Source organism: Thalassospira sp. UBA4513 (assembly GCF_002388495.1).
Lineage (GTDB): Bacteria > Pseudomonadota > Alphaproteobacteria > Rhodospirillales > Thalassospiraceae > Thalassospira > Thalassospira tepidiphila.
Genome location: NZ_DGMR01000039.1, coordinates 543,631 through 565,455 on the forward strand (window position 1 = coordinate 543,631; position 21,825 = coordinate 565,455).

21 protein-coding genes are annotated in these 21,825 nt (G+C 53.9%); 14 read left to right on the top strand and 7 right to left on the bottom strand.

The genetic code is table 11. The annotated features are described in order from the left end of the window. Window positions 1-65 precede the first annotated feature (65 nt). From B2T33_RS19365 to B2T33_RS19395, 7 genes are all read left to right on the top strand, one after another. A complete protein-coding gene (locus B2T33_RS19365; protein ID WP_197145957.1) occupies window positions 66-1,289 on the top strand; it encodes a CaiB/BaiF CoA transferase family protein in 1,224 nt (407 codons plus the stop codon). 250 nt (window positions 1,290-1,539) lie between these two features. After that, window positions 1,540-2,634: an ABC transporter ATP-binding protein gene (locus B2T33_RS19370; RefSeq protein ID WP_197145955.1), complete on the top strand. Its 1,095-nt coding sequence runs from the start codon at window positions 1,540-1,542 to the stop codon at window positions 2,632-2,634. 2 nt (window positions 2,635-2,636) lie between these two features. Further along, window positions 2,637-3,527, top strand: a complete 891-nt coding sequence (locus tag B2T33_RS19375; protein ID WP_064779788.1) for an ABC transporter permease — start codon at window positions 2,637-2,639, stop codon at window positions 3,525-3,527. Then, window positions 3,524-4,318 (top strand): ABC transporter permease, encoded by a 795-nt coding sequence (locus B2T33_RS19380; RefSeq protein ID WP_063088623.1) that lies wholly within the window; start codon window positions 3,524-3,526, stop codon window positions 4,316-4,318. Before B2T33_RS19375 ends, B2T33_RS19380 begins: the two co-directional genes overlap by 4 nt. A 92-nt stretch (window positions 4,319-4,410) precedes the next feature. Continuing rightward, a complete protein-coding gene (locus B2T33_RS19385) occupies window positions 4,411-5,451 on the top strand; it encodes an extracellular solute-binding protein (RefSeq protein ID WP_286792917.1) in 1,041 nt (346 codons plus the stop codon). A 100-nt stretch (window positions 5,452-5,551) separates the two neighbouring features. Next, complete coding sequence (locus tag B2T33_RS19390) at window positions 5,552-6,484, top strand: nitrilase-related carbon-nitrogen hydrolase (protein WP_197145953.1); 933 nt, start codon at window positions 5,552-5,554, stop codon at window positions 6,482-6,484. Window positions 6,485-6,587: 103 nt separating this feature from the next. Further along, the gene (locus tag B2T33_RS19395) at window positions 6,588-7,481 is read left to right on the top strand and encodes a ketopantoate reductase family protein (RefSeq protein WP_064779786.1); all 894 of its coding nucleotides are present in this window, start codon (window positions 6,588-6,590) and stop codon (window positions 7,479-7,481) included. 8 nt (window positions 7,482-7,489) lie between these two features. Here the strand turns inward: B2T33_RS19395 and B2T33_RS19400 are convergent, their stop codons facing one another. After that, the gene (locus tag B2T33_RS19400) at window positions 7,490-8,431 is read right to left on the bottom strand and encodes a DMT family transporter (protein ID WP_064779785.1); all 942 of its coding nucleotides are present in this window, start codon (window positions 8,429-8,431) and stop codon (window positions 7,490-7,492) included. Between the two features lie 136 nt (window positions 8,432-8,567). Continuing rightward, window positions 8,568-9,605, bottom strand: a complete 1,038-nt coding sequence (locus B2T33_RS19405) for an AraC family transcriptional regulator (protein ID WP_197145951.1) — start codon at window positions 9,603-9,605, stop codon at window positions 8,568-8,570. A gap of 420 nt (window positions 9,606-10,025) precedes the next feature. Between B2T33_RS19405 and B2T33_RS19410 the strand changes: the two genes are divergently transcribed. Beyond that, window positions 10,026-10,586, top strand: coding sequence for a hypothetical protein (locus B2T33_RS19410; protein ID WP_197145950.1), 561 nt, complete (start codon window positions 10,026-10,028; stop codon window positions 10,584-10,586). Between the two features lie 152 nt (window positions 10,587-10,738). Beyond that, window positions 10,739-11,539: a hypothetical protein gene (locus B2T33_RS19415; protein WP_286792918.1), complete on the top strand. Its 801-nt coding sequence runs from the start codon at window positions 10,739-10,741 to the stop codon at window positions 11,537-11,539. Window positions 11,540-11,550: 11 nt separating this feature from the next. Here the strand turns inward: B2T33_RS19415 and B2T33_RS19420 are convergent, their stop codons facing one another. Beyond that, a complete protein-coding gene (locus tag B2T33_RS19420) occupies window positions 11,551-12,351 on the bottom strand; it encodes an AraC family transcriptional regulator (protein ID WP_197145948.1) in 801 nt (266 codons plus the stop codon). A gap of 155 nt (window positions 12,352-12,506) precedes the next feature. Between B2T33_RS19420 and B2T33_RS19425 the strand changes: the two genes are divergently transcribed. Beyond that, on the top strand, window positions 12,507-13,787 hold the full coding sequence (locus tag B2T33_RS19425; protein ID WP_197145946.1) for an MFS transporter: 1,281 nt from the start codon (window positions 12,507-12,509) through the stop codon (window positions 13,785-13,787). 153 nt (window positions 13,788-13,940) lie between these two features. Next, window positions 13,941-15,902 (top strand): bifunctional 2',3'-cyclic-nucleotide 2'-phosphodiesterase/3'-nucleotidase, encoded by a 1,962-nt coding sequence (locus B2T33_RS19430; protein WP_286792919.1) that lies wholly within the window; start codon window positions 13,941-13,943, stop codon window positions 15,900-15,902. 100 nt (window positions 15,903-16,002) lie between these two features. On the opposite strand, the gene B2T33_RS19435 is transcribed toward B2T33_RS19430, so the two are convergent. Beyond that, window positions 16,003-16,443: a GcrA family cell cycle regulator gene (locus B2T33_RS19435; RefSeq protein ID WP_286792920.1), complete on the bottom strand. Its 441-nt coding sequence runs from the start codon at window positions 16,441-16,443 to the stop codon at window positions 16,003-16,005. A 199-nt stretch (window positions 16,444-16,642) separates the two neighbouring features. On the opposite strand from B2T33_RS19435, the gene B2T33_RS19440 reads away from it, so the two are divergent. From B2T33_RS19440 to B2T33_RS19450, 3 genes are all read left to right on the top strand, one after another. After that, entirely contained in the window at window positions 16,643-17,302 is a 660-nt protein-coding gene (locus B2T33_RS19440) for an NnrU family protein (RefSeq protein WP_286792921.1), read from the top strand. Window positions 17,303-17,429: 127 nt separating this feature from the next. Then, window positions 17,430-17,891: a hypothetical protein gene (locus B2T33_RS19445; protein WP_064780015.1), complete on the top strand. Its 462-nt coding sequence runs from the start codon at window positions 17,430-17,432 to the stop codon at window positions 17,889-17,891. Window positions 17,892-18,005: 114 nt separating this feature from the next. Beyond that, complete coding sequence (locus tag B2T33_RS19450) at window positions 18,006-18,488, top strand: hypothetical protein (protein ID WP_286792922.1); 483 nt, start codon at window positions 18,006-18,008, stop codon at window positions 18,486-18,488. Between the two features lie 81 nt (window positions 18,489-18,569). Here the strand turns inward: B2T33_RS19450 and B2T33_RS19455 are convergent, their stop codons facing one another. The 3 genes from B2T33_RS19455 to B2T33_RS19465 all read right to left on the bottom strand — a co-directional run. Next, entirely contained in the window at window positions 18,570-19,433 is an 864-nt protein-coding gene (locus B2T33_RS19455) for an NUDIX hydrolase (RefSeq protein WP_286792923.1), read from the bottom strand. A 59-nt stretch (window positions 19,434-19,492) separates the two neighbouring features. Further along, the gene (locus B2T33_RS19460; protein WP_286792924.1) at window positions 19,493-19,819 is read right to left on the bottom strand and encodes a hypothetical protein; all 327 of its coding nucleotides are present in this window, start codon (window positions 19,817-19,819) and stop codon (window positions 19,493-19,495) included. A 535-nt stretch (window positions 19,820-20,354) separates the two neighbouring features. After that, window positions 20,355-21,825 (bottom strand): putative bifunctional diguanylate cyclase/phosphodiesterase (locus B2T33_RS19465; protein WP_286792925.1); only part of this gene is annotated, 1,471 nt, incomplete at its 5' end.

Below are 21,825 nucleotides of genomic sequence, written 5' to 3' on the forward strand. Positions count from 1 at the left end.
CCCGATTTGATTCCAGCTGCTTTTTCCCAGCTGCCTTTTCCAAGTCGATATTTCGGGATATTCAGATGACTGGCGCACTTTCCGGGCTTCGTGTTCTTGACCTTTCGCGCGTACTGGCCGGGCCCTGGGCCAGCCAGACCCTTGCTGACATGGGGGCAGAGGTCATCAAGATCGAACGTCCCGGTGCCGGTGATGATACCCGTGGCTGGGGGCCGCCCTTTGCCAAGGATGCCAATGGCAATGACACCACCGAGGCCGCCTATTACTTGACGGCGAACCGGGGCAAGAAGTCGCTCACCATCGATATCACCAAGCCCGAAGGCCAGGAAATCGTGCGCAATCTTGCGGCTGAAAGTGACGTGGTTCTGGAAAACTTCAAGGTCGGCGGGCTTGCCAAATACGGCCTTGATTATGCGACCCTTTCCAAGGTGAACCCGAAACTCGTCTATTGCTCTATCACGGGCTTTGGTCAGGACGGCCCCTATAAGGATCGTCCGGGCTATGATTTCATGATTCAGGGCATGGGCGGGTTGATGAGCATCACCGGTGCGCCCGATAGTGCCCCGGGTGGGCAGCCGATGAAGGTTGGCGTTGCGGTTGCCGATATCTTTACCGGGCTGTATGCCACGATTGGCATTCTTGCGGCCCTGCGCCACCGCGATGCAACCGGCGAGGGGCAGTATATCGATCTCGCCCTTTTGGATGTGCAGACCGCCGTTCTTGCCAATCAGGCGATGAACTATCTTGCGACCGGCAATGCGCCGGGCCGCCTTGGCAATGCGCATCCCAATATCGTGCCTTACGAAGCCTTTCCGACGGCGGATGGCTATCTGATCCTGGCGGTTGGCAATGACAGCCAGTTCAAAAGCTTCTGCGCGGTCGCGGGGCTGGATGCCTTGCCGCTTGATGAACGCTATGCCACCAACCGCAACCGTGTGGCCAATCGCACCGAACTGGTGCCGCTAATCCGTCAGGCAATGGTGACCAAAACCACCGACGCATGGATTGATGTGCTTGAAAAGGCCAATGTACCGTGTGGTCCGATCAATACCCTTGATCGTGTGTTTGATAACCCGCAGGTCAAGCATCGCGGTATGGTCAAGCAGCTTGATCATCCGACGGCCGGAACTGTCCCGACAGTTGCCAACCCGATCAAGTTTTCCAAAACACCGATCACGGATGAAAAAGCACCGCCGATGCTGGGGCAACACAGCGATGAAATCTTGCGCAAGGTGGCTGACCTTAGTGACGGCCAGATTGCCAAGCTGCGTGACGCCGGCATTGTCTGATCTGATGGCCATGTCCGTGCGTTTGGTGTCCTCTGATTGCCTTTCTGTCCCAGAAGTCCTCGTTTTGCGGGAATAGTGCGCTGCACATTATTTTGTAAAGTGTCTATATGACGCAATCAGAACCAGTTTGGATGCCATTTTAAGGCGGATATTGCGGAACTTCTGCAAATATCGGCGCTTTCTCGACCACTGGATTGCAAGTCTCTGTAGATTTTATATCATTTTACAAAATACAAATTCGGGGAAGTGCATGTCAGAAGTAGTCATTTCGGCAAAGTCTGTTGGAAAAACATTTGGGTCGGGTGCCGATAAAGTCACGGCACTGGACGACGTATCTGTCGATATCTTTCAGAATGAATTTTTCACCATGTTGGGTCCTTCGGGCTGTGGCAAAACGACTTTGCTGCGTCTGATCGGCGGGTTTGAACAGGCAACTTCCGGGCAAATTTTGCTTGAAGGAAAGGCGCTAAATGATCTTCCGCCTTACAAGCGGCCAATCAACACGGTGTTTCAATCCTATGCACTTTTCCCGCATCTGACGGTCCGGCAGAACATCACGTTCGGTCTTGAAATGCAGGGCGTGGCGCGCAAACAGGCCGATGACCGCGCCGAAGAGATGCTTGAACTTGTGCGGCTCGCCCAATATGGCGACCGCGTGCCAAGCCAGCTTTCCGGTGGCCAGCAGCAACGTATTGCGCTGGCGCGGGCATTGGCCCCGGCGCCAAAGGTTTTGCTGCTTGATGAGCCGCTATCTGCACTTGATCTGAAATTGCGCAAGGAAATGCAGGTCGAACTCAAACGCCTGCAGACAGAAACCGGGATTACGTTTGTTTTTGTCACCCATGATCAGGAAGAAGCATTGGCGATGTCAGACCGCATTGCGGTTATGAAATCGGGCGAAATTCTTCAGATCGGTGCGCCCCGTGAAATCTATGAAGCCCCGACCCACCGATTTGTTGCCGACTTTATCGGCGACAGTAATTTCCTTGTTGGCAATCTTGTCGATGAGGGTACTGGCAAACGCGCCATAAAGCTTGGCGGTGGTCAGGTCATTGAACTGACACAGGATGTGTCCAGTCAACGAAGTGGCGAGGTCACTGTTTCGGTCCGTCCGGAACGTCTTGGACTGGTTGCTGAAAACCAGGCCGGGGCCAATCTGCTTGTCGGGACGGTTTCGACGGTCATCTATTTCGGCACGGATACGACCTATCAGATTGATCTCGGCAATGACGCCCTGTTGACAGTCCGGATGCAAAACGGATCGGGTGCGAAGGCCGATTTCGCCCAGGGCGAACGTGTTGGCATCACCATGTCCCCTGACTCCATTCGGGTACTGGCGGATTGATCATGGGTAATATCATACGATCCAAACGATTTTGGCTGGTCGCGCCCGCGGTGGTCTATATCGGCTTCTTCATGGCCGTGCCGCTGTTGCAGATGGCCTATGTTTCGATGTTGGAGCGCGGCGATTATGGCGGGGTGAACTGGGGCGTATTCTCGATGGATGCGTATATCAGTTTCATCTTTGAACGCGATCTGATGGACAATCTGGTGGTCAATACTGATTACCTTCAGATCTTTGCCCGTTCCTTTGGCCTGTCGGCAATGACCACGGTCTTTGCCCTTTTGCTGGGTTTTCCGACCGCGTTTTACATTTCAACCCAACCCCAAAGCCGCCGGAACTTCCTGATCTTTCTGGTGACCATTCCGTTCTGGACCAACATTCTGGTACGGAACTATGCGTGGATGCTGTTGCTGCGCAATGGCGGCCTGATTGATGGGGCGCTGAACTGGATGGGGATTGAAACCGGTGGGCTTGATGTCCTTTACACGCCGTACGCAGTTTCCATCGGTCTGACTTATACCTATCTGCCGTTCATGGTTTTGCCTATCTATGCCAGCCTTGAGAAACTGGATCACCGCCTGGTCGAGGCGGCCTTTGATCTAGGCGCGGACAAGCGCCGTGCGATGAGCCGGGTGATCCTGCCACTTGCGGCACCGGGCATTGCCGCGGGTTGTATTCTGGTCTTCATTCCGTGTCTTGGCGCCTATGTAACGCCGGAGCTTCTAGGCGGTGGCAAGTTCATGATGATTGCCAACCTGATCGGCAGCCAGTTTGGTGCCGCACGTAACTGGCCGCTTGGGGCCGGGCTTGGCTTTGTGCTTCTGGCACTCGTTCTGATCTCGATGATGGTCTATTCGTTCAAGTTCAAATCATTGCCGGAGGAAAGCCGATGAAAGTCGATGCTTCCAACCCGCTGTGGCGTTTTCGCGGGATCACCTCGACGGCAATGTTTTTCTTTGCCTATCTGTATTTGCCGATTGTCGTTCTGATCGCGCTGTCGTTTAACGAAAACCGTCTGGCGACGATCTGGACCGGCTTTACCATGGACTGGTACGTCACGGCCCTTTCCAACGATGACATGCTGCGTGCGGCCCAGAACTCCATCGTAATTGCGGTGTCGGCGACCGTGCTGGCCACAATTGCCGCCACCTTGGCTGCGATGGGCATGTCACGCGGCCGGTTCAAGGGCGAGGCAGGTGTTTCCGCCATGCTGGTTCTGCCGTTGCTCGTACCTGAAATCGTGACCGCGATTGCGACCCTTCTGTTCTTTGTCGCATTGGGGATCAAGCTTGGTCTTCTGACCGTGATCATTGCCCATACGGTCTTTTGCATTCCGTTTGCCTATCTGCCGATCCGCGCGAGGTTGGAGGGCATGGACCCGGCACTGGTCGAGGCGGCAAATGATTTATATGCCAACGAATGGAAAGCCTTCCGGCGTGTGACCTTGCCGTTGCTATGGCCGGGGATTTTGTCAGGCGCGATGTTGTCCTTTATCATCTCGCTTGATGACTTTGTCATTTCCTATTTCGTTGGCGGTGCAGGGGCAACGACCTTGCCGATCTATATTTTCGGGATGATCCGGATCGGGATCACGCCCGAGGTCAATGCTGTCTCTGCGATGATGCTGATTGTCTCAATCTTGTTTGTCAGCATCTCGTTCCTGATTGATCGTATTCGATATTGATCTCTGAAACTCAAAACGGGATTGCCGGTTCCCGGACGGGCCGGCCATCCGAATAACAAAACAACCCACCGTCCTTATTTGGGAGTCTCACGATGAAACTACGTTCTGTGCTTCTGGGAGCATCCGCGATCGCCTTGTTGTCGGTCGGTTCGGCAAAGGCGGATGGCGAACTGTTTTTCTATAACTGGTCGAACTATTTTCCGCCGGAACTGATGGAAAAGTTCGAAGCAGAAACCGGCATCAAGGTGACCCTTGATGTGTATGATTCCAACGAAACCATGCTGGCAAAGCTTCAGGCCGGTGCATCGGGCTATGACATTGCGGTTGCATCCGACTACATGGTTGACGTGATGATCAAGGAAGGTCTGGCGACCAGGTTTGATGCCAAAAGCCTTGAGAATTTCGGCAATGTTGCCAAGCCGCATGACACCATGAAATACGATCCGGAACGCGAATATTCCGTGACCTATCTTTGGGGCACTACCGGTTTTACCTATGATGCGGCCGCGGTTGACGGCGAACTTGAAAGAAGCTGGAAAGAGTTCTTTGAACCGCGTGAAGAATTCCGCGGCAAGATTGGCGCGCTGAACGACGAAGTCGAAATGTTCAATGCCGCGTCCTACTACGCCGGTGTTGAAAAATGTACCGAAGATCCCGAACAGGCCCAGAAGGTCCTTGATGTTCTGATGAAACAGAAACCCTATATTGCTGTTTACAGCTCTGAGGGGACCATCGACCGGATGTCGGCCCGCGAAGTTCAGATGCACATGCAGTGGAACGGTGCCGCCCACCGGACCAAGGAAAGCATCCCCGAAGCTGTGTTTGTCTATCCGAAGGAAGGTCTGACCTATTGGGCTGATCACTTCGTCATTCCGGCGGGTGCACCGAACCTTGAAAATGCCAAGACATTCATCAACTGGATGATGCAGCCCGAGAACGCGGCAGAAGCCTCGAACTATGCCGGTTACATGAACTCGATCAAGGGGACTGGCGAATTCATGGATCCGGCGCTGAATTCCGATCCGGCCGTGAACATGCCAGAAGAATACGCAGACCTTTTGATCGCGTCGCAGAACTGCTCGGTCAAGGCGCGTGATCTTCGTAACCGTGTCTGGACCAAACTTAAAAACTAAGTCTGGTTCCATTCCCGATCTATCTGATCCGGCTGTCAGTTGATGGCCGGATCATGCCGCTTATAGCTAAACGCCCCTCTGAATATCAGGAACGCTGATCATGACGTCTCCGGCATCCTTCCCCGAATATGTAACCCTGGCCCTGTGGGCGACGAACCTTGGCCGACCCGTTAAAGACATGGCGGGGTGGGCCAATCACGTTGATGCCCAGATGGCCGAGGCGGCAAAGCAGGGGGCAAAGATCTTTGTCTTGCCGGAATATGCCAGCGAACAATGGTTGGCCTTCAAGCCAGATGGTCTGCAAACAGGTGAAGAAATCGCCTGGATGGCCGACCTTGCACCAGAGGCCCGAAAATATGGTGCCGAGCTTGCCAAAAAGCATGACATGCTGCTCGTGGCTGGCAGCATGCCCTGGCACATTGATCCTGAAAATCCAGATGCCGGGCAAACCAACAGCGCAATGATTTTCACCCCCGAAGGCGATGCCATCATTCAGGACAAGCTTTCCCTGACTCCGGGCGAACAGGAACCTGAAAACTGGAACCTGACGCCGGGCAAGGCTTTTAATGTCATCAAATGGCGTGGGCTGAATGTTGCCGTGCTGATCTGTCTCGATATTGAAATGCCAGCCTTGTCCTGCCTGCTGGCACCGCTTGATATTGATTTGTTGCTGGTCCCGTCCATGACACTGACACCATCGGGCTATCACCGGGTGTTTGGCTGTGCAAAGGCGCGTGCGGTTGAACTGATGACCGTGGTTGCTGCCTGCGGCACGACGGGTGCTGCGGTCAACACCACCAACAATCCGACCAACTATTCCGGTTGTTCGGTCTATACCCCGTGCGAACCGCAACTAGGACATACCGGCCGCTTTGCCGAGACCGAACCGACCTTTGATGACGGTGCCGATGGCGAAGTTCTGATTGCCAAGGATGTGCCGATTGGACTGGTTCGCACGCTTCGTAATGGCGAGGCCGAAGTCTGGCCGGGCGGCTGGACGGCAGGCCATGTGTCGGTCACAAAAATCGGCTAGCCCCTGCGTGGGAACATCCCGAAATCTTTGCTTGATCTGCATGGCGCTTCAAAGATGATGTTTCCTGTGACAGCGACATAAATCTAAATCAGGAACAGTCATCATGAAAATCGCGGTTATGGGTGCCGGGGCAGTTGGGTGTTACTACGGGGCGATGCTTGCCCGTGCTGGTCATGACGTTACCCTGATCGGGCGTCCCAGCCATGTCGAGGCGATGAACCGCGATGGCTTGTTGCTCGATTTCGGATCCTCGCAGGAATATGTCATCGTGACCGGGAATACCGATGCCGCCGGTGTTGCAGGTGCGGATATGATCCTGTTTTGCGTTAAGTCCACCGACACCATTGAGGCCGGCGAGCAGATTAAGCCATTCATCTCTGCCAACACAATTGTGCTAAGCCTGCAAAACGGTGTGGATAACGCCGAACGACTTGGCGGTGTTCTTGGTCAACCCGTCATTCCGGTGGTGGTCTATGTAGCGACCAGTATGGGCGGCCCGGGCCACGTCAAACACCACGGGCGGGGCGAGCTTGTCATCGGCCCATCTGCGCAAAGTCAGACAGTCGTCGATACACTGGTGCCAGCCAAAATTCCGGTTGAGGTTTCCGACAATGCCGACGGCGCCCTGTGGGCCAAGATGATTTTGAACTGTGCCTATAATGCGCTTTCGGCGATCACGCAGCTCCCTTACGGTGAGGTCGTGCAAGGTGTCGGTGTCTGGGATGTAATGCGTAATGCGGTGGATGAATGTCTGGCCGTTGCCAAGGGATGTGGAGTGACGGTGCCGGGTGATGTTTGGGGCGCGATTGAAAAGATCGCCGAAACCATGCCCGGTCAGTTTTCCTCGACCGCACAGGATCTGGCACGCGGCAAAGCAAGCGAGATTGATTTCCTGAACGGGTATATCGTTCGCAAGGGGGCGGAGCTTGGTATCGCGACGCCGACCAATCTTGCCCTGCATGCCCTGACCAAGCTTCAGGAAACCAAATTGGCCTAATCGCCGGGTTATTCGGCCGGGGAGTTGGCCGGCTCGGTTGATGTCTCGGGCGTTCTTTTGAATTTGCGGGCAACGGCTGCAACGATCTGGTCGTTAAACATCACCAGGGCCGCGGCCATCACGATGAAGACCCCGCCCATCAGGCTGATCGGGGCCGGCAATACGCCAAACACGACAAGATCGAGAATGATCGCCCAAATCATGGCAGTATATTCAAAGGCCGACAGGGTCGATGCCGGGGCACGCGCCAGTGCCTCGGTCATGGCGATATGGGCAAGCCCGCCGGTCAGCCCGGCGCCAATCAGAAAGACAATATTGCTTGTCGAAAGCGGGGCCCAGCCAAACGGGATGGTCAAAAGTCCACCGATCGAACAGATCACGGCAAAGTAAAAGGCAATAGTGCCGGATGGTTCCGTCGTGGTCAGCGACTTTATCTGTACCTTGGCAAAGGCAGTGGTGACAGCAAAGGCCACACCGGCACCAATCCCGATCAGGGTATTGTGATCCAGCCCCGGGGTCGACAGCATCGGCCACAGCATCAGGAACACCCCGGCAAAGCCGCCGATGGTTGCACTGATCACAAGCCATCCCGGATTTTCACGAAGCGTGATGATCGCAACCGGGATCAGAATAAGCGGGGCAAGGAAGCCAAGTGCAGTGGCCAGCGCCAGTGGCAGATAAGCCAGTGACACAAAGGCCAGAAACATCGAAACGCAGCCATACGTGCTGCGTTTCAGATGTCCAAACGGGCGTTTGGTTTTAAGCGCCCTGGGAAACTGATTGCGCCACATCAGATACAGCACAATCGGGATCAGTGCGACACTGCTCCGCCAAAAAACGATCTGACCGGTCGGGGCCTCAAAGGATGCCAACCGTACAAACAGGTTCATGACCCCGAACAATCCGGTCGCGGCAAGGCGTAACCCAATTCCAGACCAGAAACTGTTCATTGCGATCTTCCTGAATGGTGGCGGGTGCTTGGCACCTGTTTTCAGGAATATCGTAAGTTGGTGGCGGGCAATACTGATAAAATTTCATGTCAGAGATGCGGGAAATCTGACACGGTTTGGCGGCAAAAGGTGCTCTTTAAAGGGTGTGCAGCCACTTTTCATAGCGTGTATCACGTTCACTGCCATCCGCGTCCTGCACGTTATTCGATGCATTTTGCTGGCTGCGTCTGAAATCACCCGGCGTCATGTCAAATTTTTCGCGAAATGCCCGGATGAAGGACGTGTCACTGGAAAACCCGCACTCAAGCGCGACGTCGTAAAGGGAACGGGGGCGCTTCGTTGTGGTGCTCAGCAATTGCTTGGCACGGCGCAGACGCAGATCACGTGTATAGCGATAAACGCCGCCATGCTCTTCAAGCAACTGATACAGCTTGGACCGTGAAATGCCTAACTCTCTTGCCGCACGGTCCGGGGTGAGATCGGGGCGCGAAAAATTCTCACGGAAATAACGCCGGATTAGCGTCATGACTTCAAGGTTCTGGCGTTTATTGGTCGTCTCGCTTGTTTCGCCATATGCGGAATTGAGGCAGGCGGCAAGCATATCGGCAAAGCTGTTTTCAAGCACATGGGCATGCTCGCTCTTAAGCGCAGACGCATTGGCCTTCAGCGAGCGCATCAGATTTGCAACAATCCGGACCATCGGGTCACGTGGGCTGAGAAACCGCATGTTGTGATCTTCGGGCAGGGTAAGCCGGTCTTCAAGAAGGGGGCGAGGAATGATGAAGGCAAGGTTATCAAAATCGCTTGTTGTCGCCCGTGCGACTTGCGACAGGTCCTGAAAGAGCAAGCCGTCAGCTTCTATTTCCTGGCCGTCCTTGCCATCATCTGTCGACATACCACCGTTATAGTAAAGCTGGACCATATAATGATCCATGCCGTCGGCAGCGATTGTCTTGGAACTGCGTTCCCAGAACTGATGTGTGCTGTTGGTGCGGGCAATCATCATCGATCCCAACAGATCCGCATCCAATGTTGCATGGAAGTTGTTCTTGCGGATGTCGGGAAGGGTTTCGACGCTGAAAATGCAGTCAATACTACTTTGCCAAACGTCATAACGTTTGGACATGGGTAGGTCATTGACCGTGAAAAAAGTATGGGTTGCTGACTGTGTCATGCCTGACTCCCGGTTTTGCTTCATTGCAAACAACGCTACTTGCGCGGGTGCATCTGGATTAATATTCGACATCTCTAATACCAGATTTTTTTCATATTAAGCGGAAACCGGGCGTTCCGTCAAAACCACAAAGGTATAGGTTTAGGTTAAAATGAACGCAAAGGTATTATGATTGCGTAAGTGGATCTGGATTATACCTTTGGTTTTAAGGTCTTATGGCTATACGGGATGTTAGGGATTATTTTTTCGAAATCCCTTTATTAGGTGTTTTGGATGGTTCGCACATTTTTTTGGACGCTTCGTGCATTGTCACCCCGCTGCACATGGTAAAAATCCAAAAAACAGAGATGCCGCCTATGACGAAAAACAGAAAACGCTGGCGGCCCTTATCAGTGTGTGCACCGAACCTTGGGGGATTAGATGCATTCGACAGAACCACATCCGGCACGCCGGACGGGGGAGAAAAACTATGCCGGCCCCGGCCGCGACTGGGGAAAGAACTGCCACGTGTTACCCGGACGTCGTCAAGGCGAGAAAAATCACAATTTCTGGCAGAGCCGGGAAGATCAGGAACCGGTGTTCCTATCCTTTGATGATGAACCATCAGCAGCGTCATGCTTTGGCGATCCTGAGATGGTGCAAGGTGCAGAACCGTCTTCTGTGAACCAGTCTCTTGCGGCGACCTTCGATATGATGAAGTCGCTTTCTGAACTGGTCCGCGTATTGGAAGCCATCCGTTCTGTGTCTAATGAAAATGATATCTTCAGCGCAGACGAGCGACTTTTGGATCATACGAAAGACACGTCGTCAGCAGGTGGCGAAGGCAATGACACCCGCCCATGGGTGCTGGCCGTGATTGACCAGCTGGCCGTATTGGGCGCGTCGGAACGCATTCCGTCGCTCAACCATGGTGCGAAGGCGATGGCCTATGGCGACCGCATTCAAGCGGCGAATGATGTCGTATCACGGGTCTCGCACTAAAAATAAACTCAAGGTCGACCATAGAGGACTGGATGTATCACTGCCCGAGGTGAGGCTGACTTGCGATCACCCGGTGTGTATTGCAGTGTGTATTTCTGTTTCCTGATCCAGGCATAAATGCGCATCAGACCGGATAGTGTATCTGGGGGCTGTTGGCTGCTGCGTGCTTTTCCAAAGCCGAAAAGCTGGGTTTTGCCACGTTTTTTGGACAATTTGCATATTCATATGGATGGAATGTGCAATTCCAGCAAACAACCTGTGGTATTTGTGGATTAAATAATAAGACACATGTCCGTTCACAGAGTGGGAATATCTGCGTTCAAGTAAGGGCATGGATATCAGAGAAGCGCAATTATTACGCTCTGGGGAAAGAGATGATGTCGTACGAACCACATCCGGCACGCCGGAAGGGTGAGGTTAATTGTACCGGTCATGGACGTGACTGGGGACAAAACAGCCATATTCTTCCAGGGCGTCGCGTCAATGAGCCCAACCATCAGGCTTGGAAAAGCCGCATGGCAGCGGGCATACACAAATACGAACCTTCCGATGCAGACGGTGATGGATTATTTGCCGACTACATAGAAGAAGCTTCAGTCGCCGTGACCCGAACCTTCGAAAACAGCGTCGGGATCCTTAAATCAGTGATGGAAATGATGGCGTTTCTTGAAGGCATCCGCGTCATGCATCATGACGGTGCCGTTGCGCCGAAAGCGGATAAGCGCCTTGATCGTCTGAGCAATGGCAGGTTTACCAATCGGGCGTCGGAAAACGCGACGCATGAACGAAACGGCTTGTCCTCGGAATTCATGGTTCAGCTTCACAACATGTGCACCAACGGACAGAATCCTTGCCGGGACCATGTGAAAGTGACAAAGCGGTACGGAACATATCTTGAGCCCGAGCACGAGATCATTCCGCCAAAACCACGTGTAACCCGTTACGACCACTGAGCATCCCGGGCCTAGCGAAAATAGCTGCCCGGTGTGCGGCCTGTGACCTTGCGAAACATTGCGATAAAGGCCGATGGGGTTTCGTATCCAAGATCAAGTGCAATCTCGGTTACCGGACGGTCATTGGCGAGCTTTTCAAGCGCATGGAGCAGACGAAGCTTTTGCCGCCATTCGCGGAATGGCATGCCGGTTTCGCGCTGAAAAAGCCGGGCAAGCGTCCGGCTTGAGGCACCGCATACTTTTGCCCAATCCTCAAGCGTGCGGTTATCTGCCGGGTCACTTTGCAAGTGATCGCAGATGCGTGCCAGTCGGGTGTCCTTGGGCGCAGGCAGGTAAAGCTTGTCCTGATCTGGCGCCTTGATCTGATCCAGAAGCACCCGGATCAGGCGTCCTTCTTCCCCATCTTCATCATATTCGACCGGAATTTCTGTTGCGGCCCGGATCAGTTCGCGCAAAAGCGGACTGACTTCCAGAACCATGCAGCGATCGGGCAGGTTGGCGGCAACGTCCCGACCGATATAAAGGTGGCGGGCTCGGGTAAACCCGGTGCAGGTCACGGCATGCTGCGTGTGGGGCGGGACCCATACTGCGCGCTGTGGTGGCACGATCCACATCCCGGCCTCTGTCACCACGGTCATCGTACCCTCAATCGCATATAAAAGCTGGTTCCAGTCATGGCTATGTGCCGCAACATGATAGCCAGCAGGCATATCACTGACGCGGACATATACCGCGCGTGGCAACTCACGCGGGCGGGGGACCTTGTTGTGATGTTCCGGACGTCCGTCAAAGGTATTGAGGATATGAACCATGATGCGGCGACATTCAAATCTGTCTTGATTGCGATATATGATGGCAGATTACCGCAAGACAGACGGATCGGACAGGTTTAACTTGGTCGCATTCCAAAACGCACAAGATGTGACAGGGGCGTCGCCACCACAACGATCCTGTCCTCGGAGGTACAATGTCCAACGAAATCATACCGGAAGCCAGCAATCACGCGGCCCCACTTGGTGATGCGCCCGACGCCCCCAATAATGTGAGTGCAGCCCCGGTTCATAAGGGTTGGCGCAATCCGGAAGTTCTGCTGATCGTTATGGCGGCCGCCATGCCGCTGTCCTTTTCGACCTGGATGGCGCTTCTAAACAACTTTTCGGTCGAAATGGCCGATTTCACTGGCCGCGAGATCGGCATCTTGCAGTCCTTGCGTGAAATCCCCGGTTTCCTTGCTTTTACCGCGATTTTTGTGCTGCTGGTCCTGCGTGAACAGACATTTGCAGTTCTGTCTTTGCTGGTGCTTGGAATTGGCGTTGCCATATCGGGCTATTTCCCGACCGTGATCGGGCTTTATTGCACGACGGTTCTGATGTCGATCGGCTTCCATTATTTCGAAACCATGCAACAGGCCCTGTCATTGCAATGGGTGCGCAAGGATCGCACCGCCATGGTCATGGGACGGCAACTGTCGGCAAAATCAATTTCGTCGCTGATCATGTTTGGCATGGTTTGGGTGATGCTCGAAGTCTTTGCCGTCGAGTATCGCTACGTCTATCTGTTCGGCGGTGCGTTGACGGTCCTGGCCGCCTTGTTTGTCTGGGGGGCGTTTCCGAAATTTGCTGATGCCCATCCGCAGAACAAGAAGCTGATCCTGCGCAAACGCTACTGGCTTTACTATGCGTTGACTTTCATGAGTGGCGCACGCCGTCAGATCTTTACCGTGTTTGCCGGCTTCCTGATGGTCGAGAAGTTCGGTTATGACGCAGCAACCATCACTTTGCTGTATCTGCTTAACCACGTGATCAACATGTTCCTGGCCCCCAAAATCGGCAAGATGATCGGCAAATGGGGCGAACGCCGTGCGCTGGTCTTCGAATATGTCGGACTGTTCATTGTTTTCGTCTCCTACGCCTTTGTCGAAAACCACATTCTGGCCGGTGGTCTTTATGTGATTGACCATCTGTTCTTTGCGCTGGCGATCGCTATCAAGACCTATTTCCAGAAGATCGCCGATCCGGCTGACATCTCCTCAACCGCCGGGGTCAGCTTTACGATCAACCATATCGCGGCTGTTTTCATCCCGGCGGCCTTCGGGTTGATTTGGCTGATTTCGCCGGGTGCGGTGTTCCTTGCCGGGGCCGCCATGGCCTTTGTCTCGCTGGTGTTGGCCCTGAACGTCCCACACGATCCGGAGCCCGGCAACGAGGTTATTCGCGGATACAAGTCAACCGCGATGCAGCCAGCCTGATCACCAAATATCTCTCAGACCAGAAACGCCTGCCGATCGTGGCAGGCGTTTCTGTTTGTGTTTGCCCTGCCTTTTTCGCAAAATCTTCAAAACCCCGCCATTTAAACGGGATTACAGTTTCGCGGTTTAACGCATAAGCAGGGACACGGCTCGATGGTATTCATTCACAAAAACGCTGCCCGGATGACCGGGATTTCGATGGCACTTGCACTGGTAAGCAGCACGGCATTGGCCGATAGCACGGTGTCTTTGCGTATCCTCGAAACCACCGACATCCACACGCAGCTGGTTAATTATGACTATTACCGTGATGGCGAGTCCGACACGGTTGGTCTGGCAAAGGTCGCGACCCTGCTTAAAACCGCACGTGGCGAGGCAGAGAACGTTGTCTTTATCGATAATGGTGACCTGATCCAGGGCAATCCGCTTGGCGATTATATGTCCAAGGAACGTGGTCTTAAGGACGGTGATGTCCATCCGGTCTATAAGGCGATGAACCTTCTTGGTTATGACGCGGCCAATATCGGGAACCATGAATTTAACTACGGTCTCGATTTCCTCGGTAAATCATTGGCCGGTGCCAACTTCCCCTATGTCAGTGCCAACGTCTTTGTTGATGATGGCGATGACAATCCCGACAACGACAAGCCGTATTTCGAACCCTATGTGCTGCTGGATCGGGAGTTTACCGATAATGACGGCAAGGTGCACAAGGCGAAGGTTGGTGTGATCGGGTTTGTGCCGCCCCAGATCATGCAGTGGGACAAGGCCAATCTGGAAGGCAATGTGATTGCAAAAGACATTGTCGAGATGGCAAAAAAATATGTCCCGGAAATGCGCGAAAAGGGTGCGGATATCGTCATTGCTGTTCCGCATTCCGGCCTGTCGACCATGGCGCGTAATGGCATGGAAGAAAATGCCACCTATTACCTTTCCGAAGTCGATGGCATTGATGCGATCCTGTTTGGCCATGCCCACACTGTGTTCCCGTCTGAGGCCTTTTCCGATCTTGAAGGTGTCGATATTGCCAAAGGCACAATCAACGGCGTTGCGGCAGTGATGCCTGGCTTCTGGGGCAGCCATCTTGGCGTGATTGACCTGACCTTGAATGTCACCGATGACGGCGAATGGAGTGTCACCGACAGTCTGTCTGATGCACGTCCGATCTATCAGCGCGAAGGCCGGACCGTGACGCCGCTGGTTGAAGCCGATCCGGAAATCATTGCCGCGGTCAAGGAAGAGCACGAAGCCACCATTGCCTATATGCGCGAAGGTGTGGGCACCACGTCGGCACCGATCAACAGCTTCTTTGCGCTTGTGGCCGATGATCCTTCGATCCAGATCGTGACCAATGCCCAGAAATGGTATCTCGAAAAGATCCTGAACGGATCGGAATATGATGGCATTCCAATCCTGTCGGCCGGGGCGCCGTTCAAGGCCGGTGGTCGTGGTGGTCCGGACTATTTCACCGACATTCCCGAAGGCAAAATTGCGCTTAAAAATGTCGCGGATCTTTACATCTATCCAAACACCGTGCGCGCAGTATTGCTTGATGGTGATCAGGTGCGTGAATGGCTTGAAATGTCAGCAGGCCAGTTCAATCAGATTGATCCGAACAGCAGCGAAGAACAAGCTCTGATCAACTCGGATTTCCCGACCTATAATTATGATGTGATTGATGGCGTGACCTACGAAATCGATGTCACCAAACCGGCCCGCTATAACAAGGCGGGCGAAGTGATCAATCCCGACAGTCACCGCATCGTCAATCTGAGCTTCGAAGGCAAACCGGTGACAGCAGATCAGAAGTTTGTCGTTGCGACCAACAACTATCGCGCCGGCGGTGGTGGCAATTTCCCGGGCCTTGATGGATCGACGATCATTGTCGAGGCACCAGATGAAAACCGTACGGTGCTTGCCAACTATATCCTGACCGAAAAGGAAATTGATCCGAAGGCGGATGGCAACTGGACCTTTGCCCCAATCGGTGAGGCGTCCGATGTAACGTTTGTTACCAGCCCCAAGGCATCCTCGGCCGTGAACGCACCTGACAATATCAGCTTCGTTGGCGAGGATCAGGAAGGCTTTGCCAAATACGTGCTGCAAACAAGGTAATCAACCCAACCTTGATATCGCCCAACGAAAAAGCCGCCCGGATCAGGCGGCTTTTTTGTATCTCGGTGTCTCTGCGGGCAATTGCCAGGCGCAGAACAGATTATTTCCGGCTTGCAGCCTGCGGGCCTTTGCCGCCGGGGCCACCCTGCTGTGCAGGGGGATTGTCTTCGCGCGGGTTCTTGCCGTTAAGATAGGCCTGTGCGCAATGTTCGTCGCAATAAGGCTTGCTCGGCACGATTTTCTTGCCGCAGAAATGGAAGTCGTCATCGCCCGGATCGCCAAACGGCCAACGGCACATGCCCGGACCAAGATCAAAGATCGAAATGCCTTTGGTCTGCTGTTTGGGGGCCGGTGCCTTTTTCTGTTCTGCTTCCTCGGCGCGGCGCTGGATCGGGGACGGGCGCTTGGGCAGTCCAAGGCGGTGTGCCTTGCCAACGACGGCATTCTTGCCAACGCCCAGTTCTTCACCGATGCGTGCCGTGGTCCAACCCTGATTCCAGAGCGAGGTCAGCAATTCAATCTTTTCCGGCGTCCAGCTCATTTCGAGTATATTCCGTATTTCTTGGTCTGCCGGCCAGAATATCCGGCGGCAGGTGCTTGTTGTTCGATGTCAAACAGGGATACAGAGGTATCCGCTAATATCGCGTAACGCAAGGGTCTTGGAGATTCGCACCCCGGCCCGTCTGCGCGAACAGGGCAATTTGCATGTTGAAGCCACAATGTAAAGAGGGGATCGCGTTTTGGCAGGGTTTTTCATTGCAGTGACCGTTTTCCTTGCAGGCCATATTATTCCGGGCTTGCTGCGCGAAAGGCTTGTAAGACGTATCGGGTACCGCCCCTATATTATTGCATTCTCGATCCTGTCAGTTCTGCTGTTTGGCTGGGTCATTCACGAGGTTTTGGTCGCGGAGTCGTTTTTGCTCTGGGACTATCAAACCTGGCAGGCACAGCTCCTTGTGGTTGTCATGTTGCCTGCCTGTATTTTGTGGGCCTGTGCCATTCTTCAACCCTGTCCGCTGTCGATTGGTCGAAAAACCGGCTTTGATCCGGCAAAACCCGGCATCAATCGGTTTTGCCGTCATCCACTGCTGTTGGGCATGATCCTTTGGGGGGCCGGACACACGATTGCCAATGGTGATATCGTCGCCGTCCTGTTCTTTGGCGGCAGCAGCATTTTTGCCCTGATCGGGTTCTGGCGGATGGAAAAAATCCGTCTGCGCGGAATGACGGATGGCGAACAGGCGATCCTTCTGGCAGCAACCCGACGCTTTTCGCTGTCAGGCCTAAAGGGGGCCTTTCGGGGGCGGGATATCCTTGCCGGGATTGTTCTTTATCTCCTGATCCTGGGTGGGCATGGTCATGTGATTGGTGTCGATCCGCTTGCAATGGCAGGCTGGTAAATACTGTTTTGATCGCAAGGCTTGTCAGCCAAGGTTTTGACAGGGATACTGGGAATGCGGTGCAGGAAATCTGCACTGGCCCGCTTTGCCGTATCGTATGGCAAAGGGCAGTTTCAAGCGAGGTAACATGACGTCTCCTCAACTTGCGAGCAGTCTGGCCAAATTCGCCGAAATGGAAGGACGCCACCCGCGTCTTCTTCTGGCGACAGCATCCTCCGTCGAAGAAAAACACCACAAACATGTCGCAACCCTGTTTGCCGATGGCGGGTTTGACGTCGATGTGGCGCCCCGCCATTCCGATGCACAATCCATTGCCCTGCAGGTGATTGATTGCGACGCCGATATCCTGCTTCTGATCCGAACGTCCATGACGGCAGAAGATCGGGTCAGTGTTGCCGATCTGATTTCCGCACTCGATGCACTGGACGCGGAATATGTCAAAGTCGGTATTGTCGGTCATGCCGATGACCCGGCTGCGGGGAATGTCGATTTTGTTTGTGATCTTGAACATCTGCAAACAAGCGACTGCGAGGCACTGATCGACTACATTCTGGCAGTTGAAGAAACCCGCGTCGCACAACATATTTAGAACGTTGCAAAATTTCGCCGTCTTTCGGTGCAATGTTTTCGAAACTCTTTGGGCGCATACTGATCGCACATCAGTTGCACGCGAGGGCTGGATGTTTAATCAAGGGATGATTTGATGGGATTGCTCAAGGAAACGCTGATGCGCGTCTTTGTCGGCAAAAAAGGCCGGGATGCGATTCAGGCTTATAATGACGCGCAATCCCTGCATATGCGTGACAGCGCCACTGCGGAAAAAACAGCCGCTCAGGCGCGTCAGGCACGTCGCATCGAAGACCGCGCCCTTGCCCATCAGGAAGAAGGCATGTCGCTGGAAGAAGCCCGTGCGCTTGCCCTTGCCGAAACCCTGACCGAACAGGCCGACGCCCCGCATACCGAAATCATGAAGGCGCTGAATGCCGCCGATGCCAAGCTTGGCAAAAAGAAAAGCAAGATCGCAACGCCTGAGGACGAACGTCGTCAGGAACTGATCAATGAAGCGGTCAAGGCGCTTCGCAGTAAACAAAGTGACCTTGAACAGCTGGATCCCGATCTGCGCGCCAAACTGACGGTGATGGCCGTTGGCGCATTGATGGGCGGGCCAAACACGCCGCGTCAGTAAGATTCTATAAGCCTGCAAGAAGATGGCACCACCCGGATCGGGTTGGTGCCATTCTTGTTTGCGGTGTCGGCAAAGGACGGATCAGGGCTCAAGGCTGCGGTGAAGGCCGGTGACGAGTTCGCAATAGGATGGCTCGTTATCCGCCGTGAGATATCCGTGGCGGATCAGAAAATCGATCACGACCAGGGCGCAGTTGAACTTGAAGTCAAATCCGGTGCGGACGATTTCGGCCACTTCGGCGATTGGTAAAAGATCAAATTGCGCGACCTCACCATCGGCGCAATGCGGCACAAAATCCTCTGGCAATTCCAGATCGAAATTGACCATCACATCGGGTTTCAAGCCTTCGTCGGTTTCATAAAGGTATGAAACGGTACCGATCGCAACGACCTTTTCGGCAAGGTTTACTGGAATCCCGGCCTCTTCGGCGCATTCCTTGATCATGTTTTCCCGGAAACCAAGCCCGGTCGGTTGGCCGCCTGCGACCATGTTATCGAGCATGCCGGGATAGGTCGGCTTGTCCAGCGCGCGTTTGGCGATCCACATGTGAATGCCATCGGCCTTGCGGACAAAGCCGTTCATATGCACGCCCCACGACCCGCATCCGAAATAGGGCATGGCAAACCGATCCAGCTGGCACAACGGATCATCGGAAAGCCGATTGCGGATATCAAACTTTTCGCCGTGCAGGTGCTTGATCACGCCTTGTTGGCACAGAGCCTCGGTCGCCTCGATCAAGGTCTGGTTGAGCGCATCAATGGTTTTGATGTGCGGGCCAAAACCATATTCGCCGTTCTCGTCACGGATGAAGCTGTCCCCAAGCGCGGTAAGGGCGCTGGCAAATTCTGACCGGATGGCACCGACCGGAATATCGTCAATGCGAAACCGGGCATAGCGCGACAGATTGGCGTTGTTGCACGCATGGATATGATCAAGATAGGCCAATTCAGAACTCCTGTCGGGCATAGGCACTGACAGTTTTGCAGTGCCGCAACCAAGACAGCCTACGCGCTAAGCGCTGAGTTTGAATAGCCTTTTTCCGATGTCAGAACCGTATTGACGTGAATGATCTGACGCAGGCATCGCGCGATGTGCTCGGCAACTTTGGTTTCAAGTTGCTGGACCTGAATGTCGATCTGAAGTTCCTCGAAACCGCGCAGCCCATTGGCAACGGTCGAATGCCAGCTGGCCGGAACCAGATTACGCTTGGCAAACAGTTCGAGAACGCGCGGCATCACGTCCGGTTCAGCAGCGGCGTGAACGGAGAAACAGTAAACGGATTTGGGGGTATGTGCGTCCATTGCGGACGCAGCAAATGCATGATCAGTCATGACAATGCTCACAGATATTCAGTGCATCAAAAAGGCGAACAGATACGTCCCGGTGTCCTTAGACAACCGGGCTGATAATTCGCGCAATGATGACCGAAAAGACGCTGTGATGTGTCATGGAGCTATTTAAAAGAAGGTCTCTTCAAAACCAGTTGGTTTGAATGGGGACGCTAATGATGAAAGCGAAGCGTAGGTCAGATGACCAGAAGCGATGCGATGACGGCCAGAATGGTACCGGCGAACAGGATTTCCATCGAACGGGCGATCTGCTGTTCACGGGCAATGGCGATTGCAACTGCTTTGCGCTTATTCATCATGTTTACTCCGTCTTATGACAGGTAGTGTCAATGTGCCGGGCTCGGCACACGTCAAATATAGGCAGGCAGATGGCCGAGTTACAAGAGCTGTTGCTCAAAAAACGTCAAAAAACTTTCAACCTCATGGAAAAGGTCACGTTTTTGCTGCCTGTTTTGTCACAAATTGCAATGGCCCTGCCTATTTGAAACGCATTATGCCTTTACCGGTTCCATAACAATCAGACGGTTTCAATGCCGCTGTCCCGATTCGCAGTGGTTTCGGGGAATTCCGCCGGGTTAACGACATGTGCGTAGTCGCTTATCGGCTTAGGATATCCGTACTTGTACCCCTGCACAGAGCGGCAATCATGATCGTTCAGGAAGCTTGCCTGTTCGTCGGTTTCGACCCCCTCTGCAATCACCTCGAGGTTGAGGTCGCGGCTCAGATTGATCACCGCACGGACGATGGCAATCGCCTGATCGTTGCTGACCAGCTTCTTGATAAAGGACTGGTCGATCTTGATGCGATCCACCGGGAAATTCTGCAAGGTCGCAAGCGACGAATAACCGGTGCCGAAATCATCCATGGCAATCCGCACGCCCAGCTTCTTGGTATCAGAAAGGATCTTCATCGAGCGCGCCGGATTGTGAATAAGGGCTGTCTCGGTGACTTCCAGTTCAAGGCGTTTCGGATCAAGACCGGTTTCGTTCAGGATCTCGGCAACCAGTTCCGGCAGTTCGTGTTTCTGCAATTGAACCGCTGACAGATTGACCCCGATGCCCAGCGGATTTTTCCAGCGTGCGGCTTCTTTGCAGGCGGTTCTAAGCACCCATTCGCCCAGCGGCACAATCAGACCGGTTTCCTCGGCAATCGGAATAAACCGTCCGGGCGGGATCGATCCCAGTTCGGGGTCGGTCCAGCGCAGCAAGGCTTCAAACGAATGGATCACCTGATCATTACCATCGGTCTCGCATTGCGGCTGGTAATGAAGTTCAAGCTGGCCGTTCTCCATCGCGTGACGCAGGTTCGACGAAAGCTGGCGCTTGAAGCGGTATTCCTCGTCCATTTCCGACGAATAGAAAACGATGTCATTGCCGCCCGATTGTTTGACTCGATACATCGCAAGGTCGGCATGAAAAAGAATGCTTTCGGCGTCATTGCCATCGGTCGGATAATGCGCAATCCCGATACTTGCAGAGAGCTTCGCACGGTGTTCGGCATTGATGAAAACCGGGAGCGCGACACAATCAAGGATTTGCTGGGCGGTTTCGCGCGACCGGGCGATAACGTTATCCATATCTGATTGTTCAGGGTGCGACAGCAGGGCGACAAACTCATCACCGCCAACACGCGCGATCACCACATTATCGCTAAACAGCTCGGACAGGCGTTCACCCAATTCCCGCAACGCATGGTCGCCGGCAATATGGCCGAAGCTGTCATTGAGTTCCTTGAAGTGGTCGAAATCAATGCACATCACCGTCAACGGAATGCCGGTTTCATCTGATTTCGTCAGTGCCTCGGCAAGGCGGTCATTGAATGTCGACCGGTTCAGAAGCTTGGTCAGGGCGTCACGTTCTGCCAGGAAACGGATATGGTTTTCTGCAGCATAACGTTCACGCAGATCACGTAGCCCAAATATCACGGTGGCATCCGATATTTCATCGGCGGGAATTTCGCGTCGCACGACCTCGACCGGTATGGCGGTA